We start from the raw sequence: 25,490 nt of genomic DNA on the forward strand, positions 1-25,490 counted from the left end.
GCGAAACAATTTATTCGATTTGGCCAGTAGCTTTATTTTACATGTAAGGTATCTGCGAGGGAACCGTCAAACGGCAGATAGTGGCTGTGGCACTTCCTTGAGAACGGGCTCATCCTCCATGGGAACACTGAGCGGGCTGATGCGGAAGTTTTCGACGATGATGGCGTAGAGAGCCGGGATGACAAACAGGGTCAACAGGGTCGCCATCAGCAGTCCCACAATCATCAGCCAGGCCATACCCACCCACAAGGGTCCGCCAGCCAGGGCGAGGGGAAGCAGGCCGCCAACAGTGGTGGCCGTCGTCAGGAAGATGGGGAGCAGACGCTGCTTGCCGGCTTCGGCCAGACAGTCGCGGAACTCATCCCGGGTGAGCCCGACAATGGGACCACGTCCGTTGCTGGCCTTCGAGCGGGCAGCGATCTGGTAGTCGGCGAACTCCATGAAGATGATGGCTGTATTCAAAACGATGCCGAACAGAGACAGGATACCCAGCTGAGGCATGAAGCCCAGGGGATTACTGGTGAGATACAGACCCAGCAAGGCCCCGATCAGTGCCAGGGGGAGCGTGAAGATAATCATGATCGACTTCGAGATGCTGTTAAACTGAATGACCAGCAGGAGCAGGATGGTTATGAAGGACATGCCGAAGGCTTTGAGCATCATGCCGGAAGCCTGCATCGATTCTTCGAGTGCACCGCCGATTTCGATACGGAATCCGTTGGGCAGATTCGCTTCGATCTGTCTGAATTCATCGGAGGACATGATCCGACTCACGATATCGTTCCCGGAGGCGCCGGGTTCGACGCGGGCAGAGACTTCGATGGTCCGGTTCATATCGCGGCGTTCGATGACCGCGGGTTCCCAGCCATACTCGAAAGCCGCGACCGATTTGATGGGAACCTTACCGTTGCGACCTTCGATGTAGGCGGATTCGATGGTCGACACTGATTTGCGTCCCTCGGGAATCAGGCGGAAATAGACGGGAACCGAATAGTCTCCTTCGCGGAACATGGTCAGCTGTTTTCCCGAATAGTAGGTATTCAGGGTCGAGGCGATCTGGGCATTACTGACTCCTGCCAGACTGGCGCGATCGGCATCCACGTTGACCTGCAACTGGTAGCCGTCGGCGCCCCAGGAATCGTGCGTGTTCCAGGTCTCGGGCTGATCACGGATCAGCTTCTCCACCTGGCCGGCGACCTCGCGGAGTTTGTGCAGATCTGCGAAGCCATTTCCGGTAATCCGCAAGGCCACAGGGGCCGCCGGCGGTCCGAGCATCATCTCCATGGGGACAACGCGGATGCCTGGCAGCGGCTCGATGCCCAGATTTGCATCGCCGGTGAGTGCGACCTGACGTACCTGCTGGGCAAAGTCGTGCGTGAGTTTTGGATCGGAAGTTCGAATCAGGATCTCGGCGTAGTTGGCTTTTCGGGATTCGGGATTCCAGGACAGATACCAGCGGGAGCCGCCGCCTCCGACGAGGGTGCGCATGGCCCGCAGACGTTCGATCTGGTTGCCGGCCTCGTCGGTGGTGGGGCTCAGCTTGCGAAGCAGTTCTTCAACCTGCCTGGCGGCCTGGTTGGTCTGTTCGATGCTCACGTTTTCCGGGAGCCAGACGCCGACGACAAACTGATCACGTTCTCCCTGGGGAAAGAACTCAGTACTGACCGGCAGTTTGAGTGCCAGGAAAAAGAGACCGATGGAAACGCCCAGCGTGAGGAATTTGTGTTTAATGGCCTGTGAAACCAGAGCCCCGTAAATCCGACTGATGAAATGTTGGTTCTCCGATTTCCAGGAGAAGTCGTCGGCAGGCCGTTTGCGGCGAAAGAGGCCTTTGAACCAGTAGAAGCAGCGGACCAGGGGCGCACTGGGTTGATCTTTGGATTTGGGCGGGCGAATAAACATGGCCGCCAGAATCACACAGAAGGTCATCGCCAGAACCCAGCTGACCGCCAGCATTACGGAGAGGGTGACCGGCAGACTGTAGATAAACTCGCGGTTGCCTCCCTCAAAGAAGATGACCATCGGCACGAAGGAGGCGATAGTGGTAAGGGTTCCATTCAGCATGGGAGCCGCCAACATGCGGGCTCCGCTGACGCTGGCTTCAATCGGTCCCATGCCTTCGATCTGATTGGTGCGCGACTGATCACAGATCTGCACCGCGTTATCCACAAGCAGACCGAGTGAGATAATCATCGAGGCCAGCGACATCTGCTCGAGCTGAACTCCGAAGAGCGTGATGACGCCGACGGCAATCAGGGTGACAAAGGGGATGTTAGCAGCCATGACGGTGGCGGTGCGAAAGCCCACAACCAGGTAGACGACCACGACCACTATGATCACCGCTTCAATGACATTGATGACCACTTCGTGTATGCGGTTATTCACACTTTCAGACTGGTCGGAGATGGGCACGAGTCCGAGATCTGGGGGGAGTTCATAGGTCAGATTCTGCATTTCCTCCAGGCGGGCTTTGGAGGCATTACAGATATCGATGATATTCGACCCCGATTTCATGGTGACCGCGACAATCACTGCCGACTGCGAAGTCTCCGGATCGCTGTAGCGACAGATCAGTGAGGGCGGATCCTGGTAAGCACGTCTGACATTCAGCCCCAGGTCATTCAGATACACCTGGTTGGAACCTTTGTCCGAACTGGAGAGATCAGCGACGAGGGTGTTGATTTCATTCACGACGTCGAGTTTACCCCCCGGCTTGACATAGAAACGTCCATCGCCGGTATCGAGCAGGCCTCCTGCTTCAATAATGTTGCGGTCTGCAATCAGCTCTTTGAGATCGCCTGTGGTCAACTGCAGCTGCGACCAGGTGCCGGCATCGGTCTCGATGTAGATCGCTTCTTCCCGAACGCCGAACCGCTGGACTTTGGCGACGCCGTCGAGCAGGCGGAGGGCATCGCGAACGCGTTCTGAATAGAGATCCAGGTCCCGATCGGTGTAAATGCGGTGCGGGTCGATCTCTGTCTGGCCCGGCAACGGTTTCTGATAGATGGCAAAGAGGATTACGCTCGTGTCGCCGAAGTCGTCGGTGACGATGGGGGTGATATTCTCCTCGGGCATCTCCACGTTCCGAACGCGGGCGCGTACCTGATCCCAGACCTGATCGACGTGCGCAGGGGAGACGTTGTCATACAGATCAACAAAAATGGTCGACAAGCCGTTGATGGAAGTCGAACGCAGAACGTCTACCTCTTCGATGCCATCCAGGACCTCTTCGAGCGGATCGGTAATCAGCTCTTCGACCTTTACCGCCGAGACGCCCGGCCAGGGGGTCGTGACGACGCAGGTCATGATGGTAAATTCAGGATCTTCGCGGCGGGGCATGGTCTGAAAGGAGACTATGCCCCAGAAGACCAGCAGACCGACGATGGTAAAAACAATAGTTCGGTAACGGATGGCAAATTCGGGAAGAATGTTCATTGGACGGCCTCCGGTTTCCCGACGACTGTCACCGGTTCGCCATCACTGAGGAAGGGCATACCTTCCAGAATGACTCGGGCATGGGGAGGCAGCTTCACTCCGGGGGCCGGTCTGATCTGACGTAACATCATTTCCCGCGAGGAAGGGAAGCTGCTTTCCGAAAGGACGATTTCGACTTCACGGGCCATGGTCTGTTCAGTGGCGTCGTCAACTATGAAAATTGACGTTTTACCGGCCTGCTGGCGGATGGCTTTCATGGGCACATAGAGTCCGGGTGTTGTCGCTCCCTGATCCAGGCCGACGCGGACAACATCGCCGGGCCTGAGCAGCCAGCTTGATTCGTCGAGGAGGATATGGCGTCCGTTCCAGTTGTCCGGCTGCCCCTGGCTGACCTTGAGTTCCCCGGCCACCAGATCACGTTGCGGATCAAAGTTCTGCCCTGGCTGAATTTCCACCGGGACGAAGTACCAGTTTCCCAGGAAAGGAACCCGAATGGTGCCGGGCGTGATGCGGACTTTTTCGACGTTTAAGATGCGATTGGCTGACGAGGTGATTTCACCTGCCCGGCGGTTCGTAATCTTCCAGAGAAATGCGCCGTTTGCGTCTCGGCGGATCGCTTTTTCTTCAGTCATGAGCGTGTTACCGCCGCTGACAATCGGAGCGAAATTCAAGGGCCAGATATCTTTCGTACGGGCAATATTCTCAGTCGGATAACCGCGGGGAATTTTGAGTTGCGATTTCCGATTGCGCACAAGCAGGGTAACGGTGAAGGTTCTAGTCTCCGCATCCGCATTAGGGTCGGTCATATAAACATAGCCTTCGAGTCCGGTCTGCTGTCCCTGGCTGTTTTCGGCGATAACCCGCACGATATCACCTCGATGAAAACGCCGCGACATGGCAGCGGAGAGTTCCAGCTCGACTTTGATGGGATCCATGATCTGAATGGTTAAAGCGGGATCACCGGCATCGAGGTAGCTGCCCGGAACCGCGTGGACCTGGGCGACCTGTCCGCGAAAAGAGGAATAGAGGACGGTATCGCGTAAATTGCGTTCGGCTTCTGCGAGTTGAAAGCGGGCTTTTTCGATCTCTGCATCCTGGGAGCTGAGTTCCGCCTGTTTGGTTTTCAATTCTGCTTCGAGATTTTTGACCGTGGCGTTCGTGGTCTGCAGTTCGGCCATTGCCCGGTCGTAATCGGAACGGGTGGCGACTTTTTTGCTGACCAGGGTTACCGTGCGCTGCGACTCTGCCCGGGCCAGTTGCTGTTCTGCCTGGGCTGAAGCGAGGCGGGCGGGGAGGCCTTCGGCGATTTCCACCTGCATGGCTTTATTTCTTTGCAGGGCGACATCGACGGCAGCCCGGGCGGAATCGACGGCAATGCGGTACCGTTCGTCGTGCAGTCGAGCCAGGACGGTGCCCGGCACCAGCACTTTGCCGCTCCCCTGGTCGAGTACGCGGCCTTCGATTTCGGTTTCGGGCTCAAGCACACTTTCGACGCGTCCCGAAATTTCGAAGCCGATTTTCTCTGTTTTCCAGGCGCCCACCGATCCAGTGACGAGTGAATGGGAAACCGGGGTCATCTCGTGGAGCATAAAAATTGAGACCGGCCGGGGAGCTTTGGGTTTTGATTCAATTTGACTGGATGAATCACAGGCTGTTGATAAGATGGCTACTGCTATCAGCAGAACCGCGCAGGGAACGTTCATAATTTCCGTGGTCTCTATGGGAATTGGGTAGAAGCGCAAGTAAACTACACCGGGTAGTGTAGTTTTTTATCAAAGTATGTAAACCGCAAAGTATACTTTTTTTATGACGTCAAAATCGGCAAACAAGGGAAGACTGACAGATCGGAAACGGGCCGCAATCATGGAGGCCGCCGTTTCGGAGCTGAAGCAGAACGGTTTCGACAACACCAGTATGGACCGGATTGCGGAAGTCGCATCTGTATCCAAGAGAACGGTTTACAATCATTTTCCCAGCAAGGAGGATCTGTTCGCTGCGATTGTGGATGAGCTGATGTCACGATGTCAGTTGATCGAAGTCTCCGACTATACTCCCGGTGAACCCATTGCCACTCAGCTGAGCGATATCGGTCAGACGGCCGTCGATTTGATGGCTTCCCCCGAATTTCAGGATCTGGCCCGGGTTACGCTTTCCCGTTTTTTGCAGTCGCCGGACCTGGCTCGTGAGATGATGATTGATTCGACCCAGTTTGAGGCCGGGTTGATCGTCTGGCTGGAAACAGCGCATCAGGAGGGTAACCTGCAGATTCCTGATGCCCAACTGGCGGCGAAGCAGTTCCTGGGACTGATTCAATCCTTCGCTTTCTGGCCCCCATTGATCGGCAAGGAAGCGCCACTGACGGAAGTTCAGAAGAAACAGCTGGTGGAATCGACGGTCAGCATGTTTCTGGCTCAATACTCCTGCCGAAAACGGTCCTGAAGCGATGGTCTCAGGGTTCACAGCTCCCCGACGAACTCTCTGCTACGGGGCTAAAACCAAGTGTCCAGGACAAACATTCTGGACAGTCACATCCTGAATAGCTTCCTGCAGTTAGGAAGAACGGGCCTTCCGATTTTCTGCTGAAAAATCTGAATTCTGCAATTGCCTCATATCGACATCTCGCATAAACTTCATGTGAATAGTTTTCGTATAAACTATTAGCCAGGCTTACCGATTAGCGTCGTAAGTGTGTACCACCCGGAAAACAGGGCGCTTCGAATGCCAGCAACGCTTTTCCGAAAACTGCCTTCCTTCAGAGTCAATCAACCATCGGCGAATTCAATGAAGTATTTAATGAGTTTATCTCTGGTCCTATGGGGCGGACTGTGTGTCAGCCTTTCGGGATGTAACGAAGCCCAGACGGCCCCCCCCCAGAAAGTGGCCCCCACTGTGACGACCGCCAAGCCAGTCGTCAAGCAGATTGTCGAGTGGGACGCTTACACCGGTCGACTGGAAGCAATCGACTTTGTCGAAGTGCGGGCGCGAGTCAGTGGATATCTCAAATCCACTCACTTTGATGAAGGGCAGATGGTCAATAAAGGCGATCTGCTGTTCGTGATAGATCCCCGCCCTTTCGAAGCGGAGCTGAGTCTTGCTAAGGCGACCCTCAGCCAGTCGAATTCGCAACTGGTGCAGGCCCGCGCACAACTGGAAGAAGCGAATGCCCAGAAGGAGCAGACACAGGCGCAACTGGAACTGGCATTTGCCCAGGTCAAGCGGACGCGCTCGCTCAAATCAAAAAACGTGACAACGCAGGATGAACTCGATCAGCTGGAAGCGGCTTTTCTGCAGGCCAAAGCAAATGTGGAAGCAAGCCAGGCAGGCATCAGCTCAGCGAAGGCGGCCATTGAAACCGCGCGGGCGGTCATCGAAGCTTCGAAAGCACAAGTCGAAACAGCCGAACTGAATCTGGATTACACGCGGATCTATGCTCCCGTCACAGGACGAACCAGTAAGAAGCATGTCACGGAAGGGAACCTCGTCAGCGGAGGTACTTCCACTTCGACGATGCTGACGACAATCACTTCGGTCGCACCGATTTACTGTAACTTCGATGCCAACGAGCAGGAAGTTTTGAAATACACTCGCCTGGCTCAGAACGGCAAACGTGCCAGTTCCCGTGTGGCTAAAAACCCGGTATTCCTCGGTCTGGTGGATGAGAAAGGGTTTCCTCACCAGGGACACATGGACTTCGTAGACAACCGGTTTGATGTGGATACCGCCAGCATGCGGGCACGTTCTATTTTCCCGAATCAAAACGGGACGCTGCTGCCGGGGATGTTTGCCCGGATCCGGATTCCGGGAAGTGCCGCTTATAAAGCGATCCTGATTCCCGACTCTGCAGTGGGCACCGATCAGTCATCGCAGTTCGTGTATGTGGTTGTGGATGGCAAAGTCGAGCAACGCGTGATTCAACCGGGGCCGATCGTGGATGGATTACGCGTGGTCCGCGAGGGGCTGAAAGGGGATGAGCAACTCATCATCGCCGGTCTGCTGCTGGTACGTCCGGATATGGAGGTCCAGGTGAAACCCGGGAAAATTGAAGTCGTCGAAGATGGTCTGCCCAACGATTACAGTCCCTTGCCGCCTGAGCAATGGATCTCCCCCGAACCCGATCCCCTGCCGACGAAGCCGGCACCGAAGGTCAGTTCATTGTTTGGAAAGCCTAGGAACAATCCATGAAGTTCCCCCATTTCTTTATTGAACGCCCCATTTTTGCGTCGGTGCTCTCCTTCATTGTTGTTCTGGTAGGAGGTCTGGCGTACTTCTCATTGCCGGTCTCCCAGTACCCCGATGTGGCACCGCCGACGATTGTGGTTCGCGCCAGTTATCCAGGTGCGACGCCCCAGGTGATCGCGGATACGGTAGCGACGCCGATCGAACAGGAAATGAACGGCGTGGACAACATGCTGTATATGGAATCGTCCTCGAGTAGTGACGGTACTATGCAGTTGACCGTCACGTTTCAGTTGGGAACCAACCTCGACGACGCGCAGGTGCTCGTACAGAACCGGGTCGCGGTTGCGGAAGCACGTCTGCCCGAAGCGGTGCGTCAGATTGGTGTGACCACGCGGAAACAGATTCCCGACATGCTGATGGTGGTGCACTTGAACTCACCCGACAACAGCCGGGACCAGCTTTATATCAGTAACTTTGCCTTCCTGCGCATTCGCGACGCGTTGATGCGTCTGGATGGTGTGGGGGATATTCGAGTCGCCGGTGGTAACGAATACTCGATGCGCATCTGGCTCGACATTGAGAAGATGACGCACGTGGGTCTGACCGTGGGCGACATCGTTTCAGAGATCCGTCAACAGAACGCACAGGTGGCGGCTGGTGTGATTGGTCAGCCTCCCATTGATGCCTCTGGTGATTTTCAGTTGAACGTCACCACCCAGGGTCGTCTGCGCGAAGAGAGCGAGTTCGGCGATATCATCGTGAAACGGGGCGATGATGGTCGCGTGACGCGTCTGAATGATGTGGCCCGGATTGAACTGGGAGCCCAGGATTACTCGCGTATCAGTTATCTGGACGGAAAGCCTGCAGTGGCGATTCTGATTTATCAGCGGCCCGGTACGAATGCGGTGGATGCTGCAGCCGAAGTGAAGCAGACCATGGCCAATCTGAACAAGGACTTCCCTGAAGGGGTAGGCTACGAGATTGCTTACAACCCGACCGACTACGTCGAAGAGTCGATCGCCGAGGTGTTTGAAACTCTCTATATCACGACTGCGCTGGTGGTGCTGACGGTGTTCCTGTTCCTGCACGGCTGGCGACCGACGATCATTCCCGTGATCGCAATTCCGATTTCGCTGATCGGAACATTTGCCGCGATGCAGGTGCTGGGCGTTTCGTTGAATACGCTCTCACTGTTCGGGTTGGTGCTCGCGATCGGGATTGTGGTGGACGATGCCATCGTAGTGGTGGAGAACGTGGAACGTCTGATCGGCGATGGTTATTCGCCGCGCGAAGCCACACATAAGGCGATGGACGAGGTCGGCTCTGCGCTGATCGCGACAACTCTGGTGCTGATTGCCGTGTTCGTGCCGACCATGTTCGTACCGAGCATGAGTGGTCGCTTCTACCGGCAGTTCGCGATGACGATTGCCATCTCGACTGCGTTTTCAACATTCGTATCACTGACCTTGAGCCCGGCTCTGTGTGCGTTACTGCTCAAACCGAAGAACGCCGAGCGGAACAAGATGGGGAAATTGGTCGACTTCTTCTTCGGCTGGTTTTTCCGTGGGTTCAATCGCTTCTTTGACTTTACCGGAAACGTTTACGCGGGCTTTATTTCCCGCATCATTCGTGTGTCGGCGCTGTCGCTGATACTTTATGGCGGCCTGTTGGTGGCGACCTGGTACAGTTTTGGTATGGTCCCGTCAGGATTTATTCCCGCCCAGGACCAGGGATATCTGATTGTCAGTATCCGGCTGCCCGATGGTGCTTCTCTGTCGCGAACCGATGTGGTTACCAGACAGGTTGCGCAAATCGGAAGTGAGATTGATGGTGTGGCACATTCCGTCGGGATTGCCGGTCTGTCGGGATCGACGTTTACGATCAGCCCCAACGCCGCGGTGACGTTCCTCCCGCTGGAAGATGCCAAGGAGCGGGCCAAGCGGGGACGAAACCTGGATGCGATTATCGGGGACCTGCGGCGTGAAGTCTCTTCAATCAATGAAGCGCAGATCTTCATCATTCCTCCGCCTCCGGTCCGTGGGATCGGTCGTGGTGGCGGATATAAGATGTACGTGCAGGACCAGAGTGGCGCCGGCGTGGCTGCCCTCAATCAGGTTACCGAGCGGATGGTGGCGGAAGCCAATCAACAGCCCGGGCTGGTACAGGTCTATTCAAACTTCCGAACGAGCGTGCCGCAGATTTATGCGGAGGTGGACCGGACCAAGGCACAGATGCTGGATATTCCGATTAACAACATTTTCGATGCACTGGAAGTCTACCTGGGCTCGGTATACGTGAACGACTTTAACTTCCTGGGTCGTACGTATCGCGTGACGGCACAGGCGGAACCTGAGTTCCGTGACGAACCGAGCGACATTCTCCGCCTGCGCACCCGCAGTGCCCGGGGCACGAGCATTCCTCTGGGTTCGGTAGTGCAGTTGAAGCGAACAGCGGGACCGGACCGCCTGGTGCGTTACAACCTGTTCCCTGCTGCTGACCTGAATGGTGATACCGTACCCGGTTTCAGTACGGGCCAGTCGCTGACAACGATGGAACAGCTGGCGGAACAGAGTCTGCCGCCCGGATTCGGTTATGCGTGGACTGAACTCGCATTCCAGGAACGGCAGGCAGGAAATACGATTATGTTCCTGTTCCCGCTGGCGGTGCTGTTTGTATTCCTCACGCTGTCAGCTCAGTATGAAAGCTGGCTGTTGCCACTGGCCATCATTCTGATTGTGCCTTTGTGTCTGCTGTTCGGCATCATGGGTATCTGGTTCCGTGGCATGGACAATAACATTCTGACGCAGATCGGATTCATCGTACTCGTGGGTCTGGCCTGTAAGAATGCGATTCTGATCGTGGAATTTGCCAAGGCGGAAGAAGACGCGGGTAAGGACCGGTTTGAAGCCGCTGTTGCGGCCTGTCGTTTAAGACTGCGGCCGATTCTGATGACGGCGTTCTCCTTCATTCTGGGTGTGATTCCGTTGCTCATCGCCACTGGTGCCGGTTTTGAAATGCGACGGGTATTGGGGACCGCGGTCTTCAGTGGTATGCTGGGAGTTACCCTGTTTGGTCTGTTCCTGACCCCGGTCTTCTACGTGGTGCTGCGACGTTTCGCTCGCCAGCCTGCAGTGGCCGGCGGGGATGCTGCCGTTTTGAACCAGGAGACCAATGCGATGTTACCATCCGACGAACATGTTTCCCGCAGCCAGTCTAACGCGAACAGTTCCGACTCGGCTTCCCCTGGTCCGGCTGATAGAGAAACCACTCCTGCCGAGAACTTCGAACAGATGTATGCGGAAGAGAGGCCTCCCTGGGATATTGGTGAACCACAGCCGGAGTTTGTAAAGGTGTCGGACCGGATCCGGGGCAGCGTGCTGGACGTCGGCTGTGGGACGGGAGAGAATGCGCTGTTCTTCGCGGCTCAGGATTGCGAAGTGACCGGCATCGATCTGCTGGCCGCCCCGATTGCGGAAGCCAATCGTAAGGCAACCGAACGGGGTCTGCGGGCAACGTTCCTGCAACAGAACGCATTGCAGCTTTCAGAGTTGAATCAGCTGTTTGAGAATGTACTCGACTGTGGATTTTTCCACATTCTCTCGAATGAAGACCGTGTACGTTACCTGAGTGAACTGGCCCAGGTAACGGAACCGGGGGCGACGCTTTATCTGCAGTGCTTCAGCGATAAGGAACCTGCGGGCGAAGGACCGCGACGCGTGAGCAGCGAAGAACTGCGTGCCACCTTCCAGGAGGGCTGGCAGGTGCAGTCGATCGTAGACTGTCGTTTCGTCACGCGGGAAGACGCGGACACCCACTTCTCGGAAGGGGGACCGCACGCATTGTTTGCTGTGATTCAGCGGGTTTAAGTGGCCGATCAAGCCACTTGAATCACGCTTTTACTAATGCCAGATTCTGAAAGAAAAATAAATACGGCGGCATCGTCGTGAAACACACCAGCAGATTTAGGAACCTTTATTTCACCTAAAAACAGCATTGGCTTACCGTCATGAAATTGCCATTCCGCATCCTGAATCCAGTTCGGTCCATTTTCAGGAACTGAACGATACCAGTTCGGTAGGTTATCCTGAACGAATAACAGGAATTCAGACTGAGTACCGTCAAACTCTTTGATCAGAGCCTCAAAGAAATGCTCACTTTCGATGGGAGTGTCAACCTGCGCTCCATAATCGGAAACCAGCACCAGTAGTTCTTCATATATATCGTCGAGTTCCATTTGCAGTTTCTCCATACAAGATTATTAATTGCCCCTTTATCAAGCTCTGAGCTGGTACCCAGGGATTGTTCTGCAATACTGGGGACGATCAATAACAAAAGACAAAAAACACACTCGTTAAGAACTACAGCTCATCGACTGGAAATCCGGTCGATGAGCTTTTTCAATATGTCTCCGGATGGCGAGATGATTTTTGAAGGTTCTCCACCGGCTGGCCTGTGAAAGACAAGGGTGATCTGGTTCTGTGCCAAGATGTCTGGCCAGCTGTGCCGGGGCAGGGAGGACCATTGAAATTCCGCAGGTTGATGTTTTTCACTGAGGATGAAATCGATGCCTTGAGTGAACTTCGATTCGGCAAAGCGCAAAAAATCAGCAGCGGGAATTGAGACATCGAATTCCAGCCGATGAATGGCACTTTTTAAGTCGATCGCGTCTGTCTGAAAAAGTGCCTGGGAGAGGATGGAATCCAATTTTCCTGCGATTTCGAGACCAGGGTTACTGATCCAGACGTATCCCTGTTCCGGCACAATATCTGGCCAGGCTGTGTGATCGAAGGGTGGTAACACCGTTTCGAAAACGCCGTCAACTTCTTCGATGTGATAAAATCGATGCATCACGGGCTCTTCGATACTTTCTCTACTACTGGATGAACAGCCTGGTCAACTACTGGCAAAAAAGAATTCAGATCTGATGTGGGGTTGAAGCAGTAATCGTCCAATGATGGCTGCGATAGACATACTCGTCATCCGTGTATGAGACCAGGCAGCCACACTCGATATCAAATATCTCCGGAATCTTGACTGCATAGAGCTGACTGGGGCGTTGCAAGTCGGGCAAACTGTTCTCGTAAAGGAATCCGTGGAAATAGTCTTCATCAAAAAACAGAGTGACTTCACTTGCAAACAGGTCAGGCAAAGTCAACAGGACTGCCACCCGGTAGAATTGGCTATTCTCAGGTGGTTGTTGCCTGGCCAGTTTCTCGGCTGCCCGCAGTAACTGTGAAATCACGTCTGCCTGTAGACGATGTCGCGACCGCGGCCCTTCGACCAGTGCAGCGGGGAGTGGGACTTTGAAGTTAACATACTTCTCCCCCGGTCGAAGATCATTTTCAAAATGAATCAGATCTGCCCACTTCGTCAGGCTTCGTAAATGACGCCGCACCCCTCTCAGTTTCCTGTTGGGGCGATTCAGAGTAATCCGTCTCACGAACGCTGCACCTTCATTAGTCGCCGAGTTTTACTTAGCTCTGTTCCCCGAGTTGTTTCTTGAAAAAGTCGATCGTTCGTTTCCAGGCGAGTTCTGCGGACTTCTCGTCGTAGCGGGGAGTGGTATCGTTATGGAAGCCGTGATTCGCGCCTTCGTAGACATAGGCCTCGAACGGTTTGTCGTTCTTTTTCAGAGCCGCTTCCAGTTCGGGAGCGCCTGCCATGATGCGGCGATCCAGTGATGCATTGTGAATCTGCAGGGGTGTCTTGAGTTTGGGAACCTCGGCAGCATCGGGCTGACGACCATAGTAGGGGACGCCGGCATCGATGACGTCGGGGAGTTCGAGCGCCACCTGATAGACCATGCCCCCACCGAAGCAGAAGCCCACCACGCCTACTTTGCCGGTGGACTTGTCATGTTTGTCGAGCAGTTTCGCAGCTGCGACGAAATCCTCTTTCATTTTTTCAGGTTCCCGTTTCCGCTGCATGGTACGGCCTTCGTCATCGTTACCGGGATAACCACCCAGGGGCGTTAAAGCGTCGGGAGCCAGTGCCAGAAACCCCTGTGCAGCGAGGCGGCGGGCCACATCTTCGATGTAGGGATTCAGGCCCCGGTTTTCATGAATCACGAGAACCGCGGGAAATTTATCTCCCTTTGCGGGCCAGGCCAGCAGGCCCTTCATTTTGCCAGCTCCGTCGGGGGAGTCGTAGGTGATGCGTTCGGTTTTAATGCGTGGGTCATCAGGTTTAACCTGTTCGGCCCAGCTGTAGTTGGGAGAGAGACTGGCCAGCAGGCCCTCGACTGTCAAGCCACCAACAGCGAAGGCACCGAGTTGTTTAATATAATCCCGCCGATTGAGTCGGCCGTGGGCATAGTCGTCGTAGAGGTCCAGAACTTTCTGATCGAATTCAGATGCGGATTTGCGTTCCATGGGAGAATTCACTTTCAATTAAAATAAGCCGGAAGTCATCGATATCCACAACCGGCGGGAACTCAGAGTAAACACCGTCTTTTATGATAAGTTTTCTGCCGCAGAACTGAAAATAGAATTTCAGAAAATTCATTTCCGGTCCCCGAATGACGGGGCATGAAGATTCAGTAAAATCTCTGGAATGTTGTAGGATGTTGAAAATGATTTGTTTAGAATCTGAAGACCTTTCAATTCCAGCTGGCATCCGGATCTCATCAGGGACCTGTACCAGCAATTCCAGTGCCGGTAGATATTTTCAGGTCCAAATCATGAATAAAACATTGTGCCTTTTCCGCTCAGCATGCCTCTCTTTGTCAGTAACGGTACTGATTCTATTCGTCACAATTCAGGCCCACTCACAGGAATATACACCACCACCGGCTGAACTTGTGACTCCGGACGAACTGAACTCTTCGATTGGTACCCTGGAATTTCAAAATGGTGTCCCGACAGAGAACACCGCTGGCAGAACTTCCAGCATGCTGGATCTTGTCAGGGGTGTTAATGTTTATAATAACAGCTACCGGGGGGCATCGGCGTATGCGCTCGGTAAGGGATTCCAGAGTATCGGAGCTGAAGATAATACGATCGTTATTTTTTCAAAGCTGATGGATGCTCATTCTCTGTTTCTGACGGCAAACGCTGATACCGTCTACTACATGGGCGTTATCAATCTGTCTCAAGGCCCCATGGTAATCGAACAGCCTCCCCTCGGACTGGGAACCATCAACGATATGTGGTTCAGCTGGATTATTGATATCGGGCGTCCCGGCCCGGACCGCGGTGCAGGAGGCAGGTATCTGCTTGTGCCTCCCGGCTACCAGGGTCCGTTACCTGAGGGAGGTTATTTCATCGCGCATTCCAAAACAAACCGCGTTCTGTATGCAGCGCGTTCCTTTCTGGTCGATAATGATCCGAAACCGGCGGTAGACAATATCAAGCAGAACCTGAAAATTTATCCTTACACCCCCGGCGGCTTTGGGACGAGTATTGCCTCAGCGCTGGAGGGGAAGGTCCGCCTCGCGCAAAATCCTCCTGTTCCCCCAACCCGGTTTATTGAAGCCAGCGGTAAAAGCTTCAATACGGTGCCTCCAAGCGATTACAGATTTTTCGAACTGATTAACGAAAACGTTCAGCAGGAGCCGGCTACCAGTTATGATGTAGAACTCGCAGGACAGCTGGCAGCGATCGGGATTGTCAAAGGGAAACCGTTTGAGCCGGATGCACGTATGAAGAAAATCCTGACCGATGCCGCTAACATCGGCAATGCCAGTGGAAGGATGCTGAACTGGCGTTTTGCACAACGCCATCCCGAGTGGGCCTACTATAAAGGATCCCAGTGGATGAACATGCTGTTTGAGGGTGGGGCTTTCTTCGAGACTCCGCCACCCGCATACAAAGAGGGCATTTTCAAACCATATCCTCCCACCGGCGCACGCACACTCGACTCACGAACTGCATTCTACTTCGCGTATACGCTTGACTCCCCCGGGATGATCATGCGGATTCCTGGTGTTGGTTCGCAGTACCTGATCGCCTTTTCTGATGACAGTGGTGAGCCCTTCGATGGTTCAGCCACTTATCGAGTCACTTTACCCAAAGGAATCCCCGCGCGGGCATTCTGGTCGTTGACAGTCTACGATAACCAGACCCGTTCGATGTTACAAACTCCTCAAAAATACCCGCGTGCAGGGAGCCAGAGTTATCCTTCGCCGGCAGCGGAATCGGATGCAGCGGGAAGTACTACGGTCTATTTCAGTCCTCAGAAACCAGACGATGTCCCGCGTGGAAACTGGATTCAAACCACCCCCGGAAAAGGCTGGTTTACCATTCTGCGGCTCTATAGTCCGCTACCTTCATTCTTTGACAGGACCTGGCAGCCGAGTGAGATCCAGCCGGTTCCATAAAGCGGCTCGATATTCGAGGTCTGATGAATCGATTCCCGCCACAAGAAACCAGCCGAACCCGTATTTGACATGAGACATTTGCGGTGTACTCGGCTCGTATCATCAGCTACAATTTATGGTCCCGATGGACTTCGCTTTTCGAATTGAAATGTTCGGCAAAGTATGAGTCTGATTACATCTGCAGAATTTCATTTATTTCTCCAAGAGGATTTCACTGAATGTCAACTTCTCAAAAAATGTCGCGCCGCAATTTTATCCAGGGAGTCGCCTTCGCGGGTGCTGCCGGTATCCTGAGCCCTTCACTTAATCGGGCCATGGGATATGAGTCCCCCAACGAACGTCCGGTGTTTGCGACCATTGGTCTGCGAAACCAGGGTTGGGCGATTACCAACAAATCAACCAAGTTCGCCGACTTTGCGGCACTGGCCGATGTGGATGAAAACGTACTGGGTGCCAACGTTGAGAAGCTGGTCAAGAAGCAGGATAAAAAACCGGACGCTTATAAAGATTACCGCAAGGTGCTCGATCGTCAGGATATCGATGCTGTCATGATTGCGACTCCCGATCACTGGCACACCAAAATCGCCGTCGAAGCGATGCTGGCGGGCAAAGACGTTTACTGTGAAAAACCATTGACGCTGACCATCGACGAAGGCAAGCTGATCGAAAAGATGGTCAAGCAGACCGGTCGCGTGTTCCAGGTGGGAACCATGCAGCGATCTGAATCGGGACAGCGGTTCCTGCAGGCGATTGCCCTGATCCGCGATGGTCGGATTGGTAAGGTTCAGAAAGTGACCTGTGGCATCAATGGCATGGAAGGGTCTCCTAAAATTCCCGAAGCGGAAGTTCCGGAAGGCCTGGATTATGAATTCTGGCTGGGACCCGCTCCGAAGGTCGCTTATCGGGCTCTGCCTGAAATGCGTGAAGGTTATGGCGGGGGAGTGCCGCTCTACAGCAACTGCCACTATTCATTCCGTAACTGGCACGAGTATTCCGGCGGTAAGCTGACCGACTGGGGTGCTCATCACGTCGACATCGCCTGCTGGGCACTGGGTGCCACCGATACCGGCCCCAGCAAAATTTCCCCCGTCAGTTACGAACTGCCTGTGGAATACAAAGATGGTTTCCCGGTCGTCAACGATCAGTACAATGCCGCCACGAGCTTCCGTATCAAGGTCGACATGCCTGAAGACGTGGAAATGATTATCACCAGCGAAGGAGATAACGGCATTCTGTTCGAAGGGACCAAAGGCCGGTTCTTCGTCAACCGGGGCAAAATTGTGGGTGCCCCCGTTGAAGCACTGAAAGACAATCCGCTGCCAGACGGTGCGATTGAAGCTGTGTATGGCGGCAAAGTGAGTGAAAACCACACCGCTAACTTCATTGAGGGAATGAAATCCCGCAAGCAGCCGATCTCGGATGTCTGGTCGCATAACCGGATGCTGGAAATCTGCCATCTCTCGAATATCTCCATGCGTCTTGGTCGCGATCTCAACTGGGATCCGAAGAAACGCGAGATCGTCGGCGATGATCAGGCGAACTCATTCCTCTCCCGCGAAAACCGCAAGGGGTATGAGATCAACATGTAATCCCGTTGGATTCAGGGAACAGACTCGACCGGGTTGTGCGTCGCTGCGCGATCCGGTCGAGCGTCTTTCCGTGGATACTTTGTGGATTACGGTGATCTTTCTCCAGATGTTCTCAAGCCATGGGTGGTTCGATGATGCGCGTTCCTGTTGTGAGTGGAATTCTGGTACTGCTGCTGTTCTGTGCCTGGTCTGCAGAAACGGACGTTGAAGCAGCACCGCCGAATATTCTGATCCTGCTGGGCGATGACATCGATCGCGATTCACTGGGCCCGTGGGGTGGTCAGGCGCAGACGCCGCACCTCGATCAACTCGCGCGGGACGGCATGCGACTGGACAACGTGTACTGCAACGTCGCGATGTGTGCTCCCTTCCGTCAGGAACTCTACAGTGGTCGCACTGTCTGGCGGACGCGGGCGATGCCCAATCATTCCAAGTCAGTCAAAGGGACACGGAGTCTGCCGCACTATCTGAAACCGCTGGGTTATCGCGTGGGCCTGTTGGGAAAGCGTCACATCGGACCGAACGAGTGCTATCCCTTCGACAATGTCGGCAGTCTGTCCAAGCAGGAAAATGCGAACCCCCAAGCAGTCAAGCTGGCACGCGAGTACATGACGACCGCCCGCGAGGCGGGTCAGCCTTTCTGCCTGGTCGTTGCCTCGCATGATGCGCACGGACCTTATACAACTGGTGACCCCAGCCGATATGATCAGCAGGGATTATCACTCAACGCCGACACCATTGATACGCGGGCCTATCGCAGAGAACTGGTCCAACATTACGCGGAGATCACCAATCTGGATGATCTGCTGGGACAGCTGCGGACCGTACTGAAGGAAGAACAACTTGCGAACAACACGCTGGTCCTGTTCTGTTCCGAGCAGGGGAATGCGTTTCCTTTTTCCAAGTGGACCTGTTTCGATGATGGGCTGGCTACCGGCGTTGTGGTCTCGCTGCCTGGAGTCATCCCAGAGGGGAAACGCAACTCCCAACTGATGTGGCTGGCCGACATCGCCCCCACGCTGCTCACCGCTGCGGGAAGCCAGCCTGACGATCAGGATTTTGATGGACGCAGTCAGTGGGTCAACCTGACGGGGGGCAACCAGAGGGTGCATGAATACGCCTACGGTGCCTTCACCAACTGCAACATCATTGATAACCGGGAACGGATTTTTCCGATCCGTTCCATCCGCGACCAGCGCTATACGCTGATCTGGTCGCCGCGTGCAGACCAGGAGATCACATCCAATACCACACTGACCCAGGCACTTAAGTGGCTTGAAGCCGGTAACTCACAGGGACGTGCAGACACCGCGGGTTCGTGGGTCCGCAGAGCTCAAAAGACGAAACGTCAGACCCAGGACAGACTGGTGAAGCGACTGCATCATCGTCCGGAGTGGGCGTTGTATGACCGTCAGGCGGATCCGGAAGAGCTGGAGAATCTCATCGATAAGCCGGAAATGGCACCGGTGTTGAAGCGGCTGAAAGGGGAACTGCAAACCTGGCTGCAGCGTTGGGATGATGCGGACCCGGTTGCGACGGAGCGGAGCTTTCTCAAGCAGAAATGAGACGCGGACAGTAATCAAAAAAGGGGAGCAGGCCGTTTGGCCCACTCCCCCGTTCGCGTCAACGTTTCAGGCGTTGATCGTCAGATCTAGCGCTGACTCAGGCTGGCTGTGGGAGCCGCCTTCTTCAGAGCCGGATCCAGGTCGAACCGGTCGAGGTTCATAACTTTGGTCCAGGCGGAGACGAAGTCTTCCACGAACCGTTTTTTACCATCTTCGCTGGCATAGACTTCGGCGATCGCCCGTAACTGTGAGTTTGAGCCGAACACCAGGTCCACAGAGCTGGCTGTCCACTTGACCTGTCCGGTTTTGCGATCCCGACCTTCGAAGAAGTGATCACACATGGGTGACTTCTGCCATTTGGTATCCATGTCGAGCAGGTTCACGAAGAAGTCGTTGGACAGGGTTCCCGGTTGCTTAGTGAAAACTCCCAGCCCTGGAACGCCGACATTCGTATCCAGCACCCGCATACCACCGACGAGGGCCGTCATTTCCGGCGCTGTCAGCGTGAGCAGGTTTGCCCGGTCGACCAGCAATTCTTCAGCCGGCGTCGTCAATCCGTGCGAGTAGTAGTTTCGGAAGCCGTCTGCCTGTGGCTCGAGGGCAGCGAAGGATTCCACATCGGTCATCTCCGGGGTAGCATCGGTGCGACCGGGTGAGAAGGGAACCTTCACATCATGACCGGCGGCTTTGGCGGCTTTTTCCACAGCGGCAGATCCGCCGAGTACGATCAGGTCAGCCAGGGAAACCTGCTTGCCGGTTGTCTGAGCCTTGTTGAACTCCTGCTGGATGTTCGTCAGCGTCTGCAGAACTTTTTCCAGTTCTTCAGGCTGATTGACTTTCCAGTCTTTCTGCGGTGCCAGCCGGATACGTGCTCCGTTGGCACCACCACGATAGTCACTGCCTCGGAAGGTGGAAGCGGAACCCCAGGCGGTAGAGACCAGTTGTGGGACTGTCAGGTCGGAAGCCAGGATTTTCTGTTTGAGTTCTGCGATGTCCTGCTTGTCGACCAGCTTATGATCGACGGCGGGTACGGGATCCTGCCAGATCTGTGCCTTGGGAACTTCAGGACCGAGACAGCGGGAGACGGGCCCCATGTCACGGTGCGTCAGCTTATACCAGGCCTTCGCGAAGGCAGCGGCGAACTGATCCGGATTTTCGTGGAAGCGTTTGGAGATCTTGCCGTAAGCGGGATCCATCTTCAACGCCAGGTCAGTTGTGAACATCATGGGTGCATGTGACTTGGAAGGATCGTGGGCATCGGGAACCGTTCCTTTTGCCGATTCTTCTTTGGGAGTCCACTGCCACGCACCGGCGGGGCTTTTGACCAGTTTCCATTCGTAACCGAACAGATTATCGAAGTAGCCGTTGGACCACTGGGTGGGGGTTGAAGTCCAGGCACCTTCCAGGCCACTGGTGATGGTATCCCCGGCATTTCCTTTACCGTATTTATTCTTCCAGCCGAGTCCCTGCTCAGCGAGACCAGCGCCCTCTGGTTCGGGACCGACATTGCCTTTGGGGCTGGCGGCACCGTGGGCTTTACCGAAGGTATGTCCGCCAGCGATCAGGGCGACGGTTTCTTCATCGTTCATCGCCATGCGACCGAAGGTATCGCGAATGGCGTGGGCAGCTGCCAGTGGATCGGGCTTGCCGGCAGGTCCTTCCGGGTTGACGTAGATCAGACCCATCTGGGTTGCCGCGAGTGGGTTTTCGAGTTTGTCTTCATTCTCGTAGCGTTTACGTCCGAGCCATTCGCTCTCGGGTCCCCAGTAAACATCTTTCTGAGGTTCCCAGACATCTTCACGACCGCCGGCGAAGCCGAAGGTTTCGAAGCCCATGGACTCCAGAGCGACATTTCCGGTCAGAACCATGAGGTCGGCCCATGAGATTTTCTGACCGTACTTCTGCTTGATCGGCCAGAGCAGGCGACGGGCCTTGTCCAGGTTGGCGTTGTCGGGCCAGCTGTTGAGCGGTGCAAAGCGCTGGGTGCCATCTGATGCACCGCCACGTCCATCGGTAACCCGGTAGGTACCGGCACTGTGCCAGGCCATCCGGATGAAGAGGGGACCGTAGTGTCCGTAGTCAGCAGGCCACCAGTCCTGAGAGGTGGTCATCAGCTGTTTGATGTCTTTCTTGACGGCTTGCAGATCCAGTTTCTGAAACTCTTCGGCGTAGTTGAAATCTTTGCCGAGCGGATTACTTTTCTGAGAATTCTGATGCAGAATATCGAGGTTCAACTGGTTGGGCCACCAGTCGCCGATCGACATGTTGCCCGCTGCTGCGGCGGTATTTCGCTGGCCCTCGGCGTGGCCGATGACCGGGCATTTGGCGGCTGCCCCTTCTTTGTCACCTTTCAGTGCGGCCACATGGGAATGCTGTTTGTGAGCCTCTGATTGTGTCTGTTTCGCGTGGGGCGGGTGATTCTGTGCAAACGCAGAACTGGCGACGCATAACACCAGCACCGCGCCTTTCTGTATTGAGCGACCAAAGTAACTAGTCATCACATCTCCTGTCAGTATTTAGAGTGAAATGGAGTGTCCTCGACCGGGACTGTTCCTGCGACACTTTCATTCTAGACGGAGACTGCGATATGTCTAATACATTACCAGCATACATACCATGCACCTCATGCATGGAATTAAATTTTCACAAGTATTTTATATTTAAATACTTATAAACTTTACATCCATATCCTTTTCAGAAATCTGGACCAAAACATGACATCGACATCCAGTGTGAGTGCCCGGTGAGACCGCTTCTGATTCTAGAGTTAATGAGAAATGTCACCGCTGAAAACATAGGCATTATATGGAGTATGGGAGTCCGGCATCGTCTTTGTTGGCTGCCCCCTGACAAACCGGCACAAACGTTATAACTGATCAGATGAGATCAAGCGGAATAAGTTCGGCAGACGATATCAACATTGGTTATGTCCCCTGAACCGGGGCGCACACAAAGCTCTATCCTGATGGAAATTCAATCCCTCAGGAAATGGTTTGCTGATACTTTACGCTGGATCTGACAGACAGATGAAACTGCTTCGCCTTTTAATGATCGCACTGTTGCTGCAACCGTGCCCCGTCTGCTGGGGACATGGTCTGGCCGGCTGCGATGAAGCTGTTTCCACCGCAGGCGAAGTCTGTCTCGCTCCCGCTTCGAATTGCAGTTGTTGCGTACATACCTCGAAGTCGGCAGAGATCCGCAGTGAATCCTCGCATGATGATCACCATGACTGCCCCTGTATCTGTCACATGGCCGATCAGGTTTTTGCACCGAATGCACCAGTAGTGCCACTCATCAGTGTGACACCACTTCCCGGAATTGTGGTCAATCATGATCAGGACGGGGCGCGTTTCACCGTCCTGGATTCTTTCTCCAGGGACACATCACAGACGCCGCTGACGCTCCCCTTGCGTTTATAAATTCTCGTGGCCTGCTCTGCGCAGGCGATCGCTCTGGATGCTGAACCAGAGTTGTCTTTCCGTTGATATACCGAGGAGAACAGCGCTGCGCTCAATCCAGCAGAAGATCTTAGATCTTCACACGGATAACGCATTACGTCCATCGCTGGCTCCTCTCACCAATATAGATTTAATCATTCCCACTACTGACAAGGAAAATGATCGCTATGATGACTCCTTCGATTCTCAGACTGTTCAAAGTTAACGGTATCCGCCTGCTGGCCGCCGGAACTCTGCTGAGTTCTCTGACCACGGTATCGATGGCTGAAGAGGTACCCCGCGTCGCTGCCCTGAGTCGAGCCGAAAGCTCGCGGGCTACAGCTTCGCAACAGAACAAATACACGTTCATCATGTTCTACAAAGACCAGGATGAAACGACGAAAAGCATGTGGAATACGCTGTCGCAGAACCTGAACGGCAAGAAAGAGACGACCTCTTTTGTCGCCGTGAACACCAACGATCCTAAAGAGCAGAAAATCATTGAAGAGTACGGTGTCTCCCGGGCACCGATGCCGCTGACGCTGGCGGTTGCTCCCAATGGTGCCATCACCGGATCGTTCGTGAAACAGATCAACGATGATTACATTCAGCAGGCCTTCGTGTCTGCCACTAAGGCCCGCTGCATGCTGAACCTGCAGAGCCGCAAAATGGTTCTGCTCTGTGTCAATCCCGGTGGCAACACAGGCGTACCTGCGGGCGTAGAGGCATTCAAAGCGATTCCCTGTTACAAGGACGTGGTGGAAGTCGTGACCGTCGACCGTAGTGCACCGGGTGAAGGTGACTTCCTGAAAGAGCTGGAAGTGCCGGCTTCGCAGGAATCTTCAATCGTATTCATGGCGCCTCCAGGTGTGATGATTGGTCAATACAGCGGCAAGGTTACCAGCCAGCAGTTGATCGCCGAGCTTAAAAAAGCGGGCAAAAGCTGTGGCGTGGAAGGCTGTAAGCACTGTAAAGAATAGACCGTCTCACTCACTGAAGGAGGTTTCTCATGACAATGAGCACCATGATCTGGAAAGAACTGAAGGAGCGTCCCACGGCGTTGATTGCCAGTCTGCTGGCGATCATCCTGAGTGTGACAGCGCTGGTGGCGATCCGCAACGTCACGATCTTTTCTGAACAGGAAGTCGCCGGCAAACTCGACGAACTGGGGGCCAACGTGTTGATTCTCCCCCAGGGAGTCACTTTGCAGGACTACTACGCAGCGGACATGCACCAGGAAACGATTCCTGAAGAACACGTGGCCGAACTGGCACTGGCAGGACTTACCGGAGTAGAAGCGATTACGCCGAAACTGTGTGTCCCGACCAAGGTCGACGACCAGGATGTGATTCTGACGGGGATTCTGCCTCAATCAGAAATTCAGAAGATGAATGCCTGGTCGGGGGGCGGAATGCTCTTCAAAAAGCACGAAGGCTGTAAAGCGAAGATCAACGTTGCCGACGAAAACCAGGATTCCCCCGAGGCCCTGGCCGAGCGACGCTCGCTGCAGCATCTGAATAAATCGGAAGTCATTCTGGGATCGGACTTCGCTGCCGCCAACAACCTCAAAGCCGGTGATTCACTGGACCTGCTGGGAGAGTCGTTCAACGTCCTGACTGTACTCCCTGCGACCGGTACTGTGGATGACAGCCGGGTGTTTGCTCACCTGCATACCGTCCAGCGGCTGTCCTCTGCGGGTCCGGTTGTGAACATCATCGAAGTGATGGGCTGCTGCGAGGATGTGGCCAATGGACTGGTAGGCGATCTGTCAGAGCTGTTACCCGGTACCAAGGTGGTCACCATCGCCAACGTGGTCGAGACGCAGGTTTCGATCAACCGGATGATGACGAATCTGTCATACCTGTTCCTGGCAATTCTGATTGCCGTGGGTGGTGCGAGTATGGCCAGCGCGAGTTTCGCAAATGTCATCGAACGCCGCCGGGAAATCGGTACGCTGATGGCACTGGGAGCGACGCCGCGTTTCGTCACGCGGCTCTTCCTGGCGAAAGCAGCGTTGCTGGGTCTGGCCGGTGGGATCTGCGGGTATATCCTGGGCAGCGTGATTGCTGTCTTCCTGGGTCCTGCCTTTGCGGATGTTACCGTCGTTCCGGTCCCTGGTCTGGCACTGGTCGCTGCGACTGTCGCGGTACTGGTTACACTGGCAGCCAGTTACTTTCCGGCACGCCAGGCATCCCGCCTCGATCCCTGTCTCTGTTTCAAGGAGGTCTAACCGCATGTTGAAGTTAGAAAATGTCAAAAAAGTCTACCGCAAGAAACAGGACGAAGTCGTGGCCCTGGATTCCACCAGTGTCGAGATTCCGCGAGGAGATTTTGTTTCGATCATCGGCCCCAGTGGCAGTGGCAAAACGACGCTGCTGTCCATGCTGGGAGCGATGTCCGCCCCTTCCGAGGGACGGATTCTGCTGGACGGGGAATCGATCTACGATCTCCCTGTCGAACAACGGGCCGAAGTCCGTCAGAATAAGCTCGGGTTTGTGTTTCAGACATTCAACCTGATCCCCTATCTGACGGCGATAGAGAATGTGCAGGTCCCCATGATGCTGTCGCAGAAATATAAAACGGAGCGACAGCAGCGGGCCGAGGAACTGCTGGCCACCGTCGGCCTGCAGGATCGTCTGCAGCATAAACCAAGTGAGCTGAGTATCGGCCAGCAGCAGCGCGTGGCGCTGGCCCGGATGCTCGCGAACGACCCTTCGATCATCTTGGCCGATGAACCGACGGGAAACCTTGATCCCGATACCCGGGATCAGGTCCTGTCGTTTTTGCGGCAGTTCAACGAAGAAGGTCGGACGATCATCATGGTTACGCATGACCTCTCCGCTGCGGGATGCGCCCGCAGGACTCTGAAGCTTTCCGAGGGTCGAATTCAATCAGGCACTGAAGAGGATCTGAAGAAATCGGCTTGAAGTTAATCACGATCTGGTAGAAGTGATGCGGGCCCCCTTAC

At 54.6% G+C, this 25,490-nt stretch carries 17 protein-coding genes and 1 pseudogene; 11 read left to right on the plus strand and 7 right to left on the minus strand.

Features of this window, described 5'->3' with window-relative positions:
* Positions 1–66: 66 nt before the first annotated feature.
* The gene (locus tag HG66A1_RS25215) at positions 67–3,435 is read right to left on the minus strand and encodes an efflux RND transporter permease subunit (protein ID WP_145190727.1); all 3,369 of its coding nucleotides are present in this window, start codon (positions 3,433–3,435) and stop codon (positions 67–69) included.
* Positions 3,432–5,024, minus strand: coding sequence for an efflux RND transporter periplasmic adaptor subunit (locus tag HG66A1_RS25220; RefSeq protein ID WP_197993647.1), 1,593 nt, complete (start codon positions 5,022–5,024; stop codon positions 3,432–3,434). The genes HG66A1_RS25215 and HG66A1_RS25220 overlap by 4 nt, the downstream gene beginning before the upstream one ends.
* Before the next feature lie 217 nt (positions 5,025–5,241).
* On the opposite strand from HG66A1_RS25220, the gene HG66A1_RS25225 reads away from it, so the two are divergent.
* The 4 genes and pseudogenes from HG66A1_RS25225 to HG66A1_RS32860 all read left to right on the plus strand — a co-directional run bounded on the left by HG66A1_RS25225 (position 5,242) and on the right by HG66A1_RS32860 (position 11,480).
* Positions 5,242–5,874, plus strand: a complete 633-nt coding sequence (locus tag HG66A1_RS25225) for a TetR/AcrR family transcriptional regulator (RefSeq protein WP_145190733.1) — start codon at positions 5,242–5,244, stop codon at positions 5,872–5,874.
* Between the two features lie 354 nt (positions 5,875–6,228).
* Positions 6,229–7,617, plus strand: a complete 1,389-nt coding sequence (locus HG66A1_RS25230; RefSeq protein ID WP_232106673.1) for an efflux RND transporter periplasmic adaptor subunit — start codon at positions 6,229–6,231, stop codon at positions 7,615–7,617.
* Positions 7,614–10,739 (plus strand): annotated as a pseudogene (locus HG66A1_RS25235) (efflux RND transporter permease subunit); the annotation flags it as partial. The gene HG66A1_RS25230 and the pseudogene HG66A1_RS25235, both read left to right, overlap by 4 nt.
* A gap of 51 nt (positions 10,740–10,790) precedes the next feature.
* Positions 10,791–11,480 carry a class I SAM-dependent methyltransferase gene (locus tag HG66A1_RS32860; RefSeq protein WP_261344747.1) on the plus strand — a complete coding sequence of 230 codons (690 nt, stop codon included), beginning with the start codon at positions 10,791–10,793 and terminating at the stop codon, positions 11,478–11,480.
* 8 nt (positions 11,481–11,488) lie between these two features.
* On the opposite strand, the gene HG66A1_RS25240 is transcribed toward HG66A1_RS32860, so the two are convergent.
* From HG66A1_RS25240 to HG66A1_RS25255, 4 genes are all read right to left on the minus strand, one after another.
* Entirely contained in the window at positions 11,489–11,848 is a 360-nt protein-coding gene (locus HG66A1_RS25240) for a hypothetical protein (RefSeq protein WP_145190741.1), read from the minus strand.
* A gap of 131 nt (positions 11,849–11,979) precedes the next feature.
* The gene (locus HG66A1_RS25245) at positions 11,980–12,462 is read right to left on the minus strand and encodes a hypothetical protein (RefSeq protein ID WP_145190744.1); all 483 of its coding nucleotides are present in this window, start codon (positions 12,460–12,462) and stop codon (positions 11,980–11,982) included.
* Positions 12,463–12,529: 67 nt separating this feature from the next.
* Entirely contained in the window at positions 12,530–13,009 is a 480-nt protein-coding gene (locus tag HG66A1_RS25250) for a DUF3916 domain-containing protein (RefSeq protein ID WP_197996783.1), read from the minus strand.
* Positions 13,010–13,088: 79 nt separating this feature from the next.
* Positions 13,089–13,985: a dienelactone hydrolase family protein gene (locus tag HG66A1_RS25255; RefSeq protein WP_145190750.1), complete on the minus strand. Its 897-nt coding sequence runs from the start codon at positions 13,983–13,985 to the stop codon at positions 13,089–13,091.
* 308 nt (positions 13,986–14,293) lie between these two features.
* Here HG66A1_RS25255 and HG66A1_RS25260 point away from each other — a divergent pair, with 308 nt between their 5' ends.
* The 3 genes from HG66A1_RS25260 (at position 14,294) to HG66A1_RS25270 (ending at position 19,085) form a co-directional block, all read left to right on the plus strand.
* Positions 14,294–15,931 carry a DUF1254 domain-containing protein gene (locus HG66A1_RS25260; protein WP_145190753.1) on the plus strand — a complete coding sequence of 546 codons (1,638 nt, stop codon included), beginning with the start codon at positions 14,294–14,296 and terminating at the stop codon, positions 15,929–15,931.
* Positions 15,932–16,149: 218 nt separating this feature from the next.
* Positions 16,150–17,520, plus strand: coding sequence for a Gfo/Idh/MocA family protein (locus HG66A1_RS25265; RefSeq protein ID WP_145190756.1), 1,371 nt, complete (start codon positions 16,150–16,152; stop codon positions 17,518–17,520).
* A 131-nt stretch (positions 17,521–17,651) separates the two neighbouring features.
* Positions 17,652–19,085, plus strand: a complete 1,434-nt coding sequence (locus HG66A1_RS25270; protein WP_197996785.1) for a sulfatase — start codon at positions 17,652–17,654, stop codon at positions 19,083–19,085.
* Between the two features lie 86 nt (positions 19,086–19,171).
* Here the strand turns inward: HG66A1_RS25270 and katG are convergent, their stop codons facing one another.
* A complete protein-coding gene (gene katG / locus HG66A1_RS25275; RefSeq protein WP_145190762.1) occupies positions 19,172–21,583 on the minus strand; it encodes a catalase/peroxidase HPI in 2,412 nt (803 codons plus the stop codon).
* 528 nt (positions 21,584–22,111) lie between these two features.
* Between katG and HG66A1_RS25280 the strand changes: the two genes are divergently transcribed.
* The 4 genes from HG66A1_RS25280 (at position 22,112) to HG66A1_RS25295 (ending at position 25,449) form a co-directional block, all read left to right on the plus strand.
* Positions 22,112–22,504, plus strand: a complete 393-nt coding sequence (locus tag HG66A1_RS25280; RefSeq protein WP_145190765.1) for a hypothetical protein — start codon at positions 22,112–22,114, stop codon at positions 22,502–22,504.
* Positions 22,505–22,710: 206 nt separating this feature from the next.
* Positions 22,711–23,502: a hypothetical protein gene (locus HG66A1_RS25285; protein WP_145190768.1), complete on the plus strand. Its 792-nt coding sequence runs from the start codon at positions 22,711–22,713 to the stop codon at positions 23,500–23,502.
* A gap of 29 nt (positions 23,503–23,531) precedes the next feature.
* Complete coding sequence (locus tag HG66A1_RS25290) at positions 23,532–24,752, plus strand: ABC transporter permease (RefSeq protein WP_145190771.1); 1,221 nt, start codon at positions 23,532–23,534, stop codon at positions 24,750–24,752.
* A gap of 4 nt (positions 24,753–24,756) precedes the next feature.
* The gene (locus HG66A1_RS25295) at positions 24,757–25,449 is read left to right on the plus strand and encodes an ABC transporter ATP-binding protein (protein WP_145190774.1); all 693 of its coding nucleotides are present in this window, start codon (positions 24,757–24,759) and stop codon (positions 25,447–25,449) included.
* Positions 25,450–25,490: the final 41 nt, after the last annotated feature.

It is taken from the genome of Gimesia chilikensis (assembly GCF_007744075.1).
In the GTDB taxonomy this organism is placed as follows: domain Bacteria; phylum Planctomycetota; class Planctomycetia; order Planctomycetales; family Planctomycetaceae; genus Gimesia; species Gimesia chilikensis_A.

What these genes read in the sequence shown, in the direction of transcription:
- HG66A1_RS25285 (WP_145190768.1), top strand. Translation starts at nt 22,711, where the DNA reads ATGATGACTCCTTCGATTCTCAGACTGTTCAAAGTTAACGGTATCCGC.
- HG66A1_RS25240 (WP_145190741.1), bottom strand. Translation starts at nt 11,848, where the DNA reads ATGGAACTCGACGATATATATGAAGAACTACTGGTGCTGGTTTCCGAT.
- katG (WP_145190762.1), bottom strand. Translation starts at nt 21,583, where the DNA reads ATGACTAGTTACTTTGGTCGCTCAATACAGAAAGGCGCGGTGCTGGTG.
- HG66A1_RS25220 (WP_197993647.1), bottom strand. Translation starts at nt 5,024, where the DNA reads ATGCTCCACGAGATGACCCCGGTTTCCCATTCACTCGTCACTGGATCG.
- HG66A1_RS25265 (WP_145190756.1), top strand. Translation starts at nt 16,150, where the DNA reads ATGTCAACTTCTCAAAAAATGTCGCGCCGCAATTTTATCCAGGGAGTC.
- HG66A1_RS25290 (WP_145190771.1), top strand. Translation starts at nt 23,532, where the DNA reads ATGACAATGAGCACCATGATCTGGAAAGAACTGAAGGAGCGTCCCACG.
- HG66A1_RS25280 (WP_145190765.1), top strand. Translation starts at nt 22,112, where the DNA reads ATGAAACTGCTTCGCCTTTTAATGATCGCACTGTTGCTGCAACCGTGC.
- HG66A1_RS25215 (WP_145190727.1), bottom strand. Translation starts at nt 3,435, where the DNA reads ATGAACATTCTTCCCGAATTTGCCATCCGTTACCGAACTATTGTTTTT.
- HG66A1_RS25255 (WP_145190750.1), bottom strand. Translation starts at nt 13,985, where the DNA reads ATGGAACGCAAATCCGCATCTGAATTCGATCAGAAAGTTCTGGACCTC.
- HG66A1_RS25230 (WP_232106673.1), top strand. Translation starts at nt 6,229, where the DNA reads ATGAGTTTATCTCTGGTCCTATGGGGCGGACTGTGTGTCAGCCTTTCG.
- HG66A1_RS25295 (WP_145190774.1), top strand. Translation starts at nt 24,757, where the DNA reads ATGTTGAAGTTAGAAAATGTCAAAAAAGTCTACCGCAAGAAACAGGAC.
- HG66A1_RS25245 (WP_145190744.1), bottom strand. Translation starts at nt 12,462, where the DNA reads ATGCATCGATTTTATCACATCGAAGAAGTTGACGGCGTTTTCGAAACG.
- HG66A1_RS25270 (WP_197996785.1), top strand. Translation starts at nt 17,652, where the DNA reads ATGATGCGCGTTCCTGTTGTGAGTGGAATTCTGGTACTGCTGCTGTTC.
- HG66A1_RS25260 (WP_145190753.1), top strand. Translation starts at nt 14,294, where the DNA reads ATGAATAAAACATTGTGCCTTTTCCGCTCAGCATGCCTCTCTTTGTCA.
- HG66A1_RS25225 (WP_145190733.1), top strand. Translation starts at nt 5,242, where the DNA reads ATGACGTCAAAATCGGCAAACAAGGGAAGACTGACAGATCGGAAACGG.
- HG66A1_RS32860 (WP_261344747.1), top strand. Translation starts at nt 10,791, where the DNA reads ATGTTACCATCCGACGAACATGTTTCCCGCAGCCAGTCTAACGCGAAC.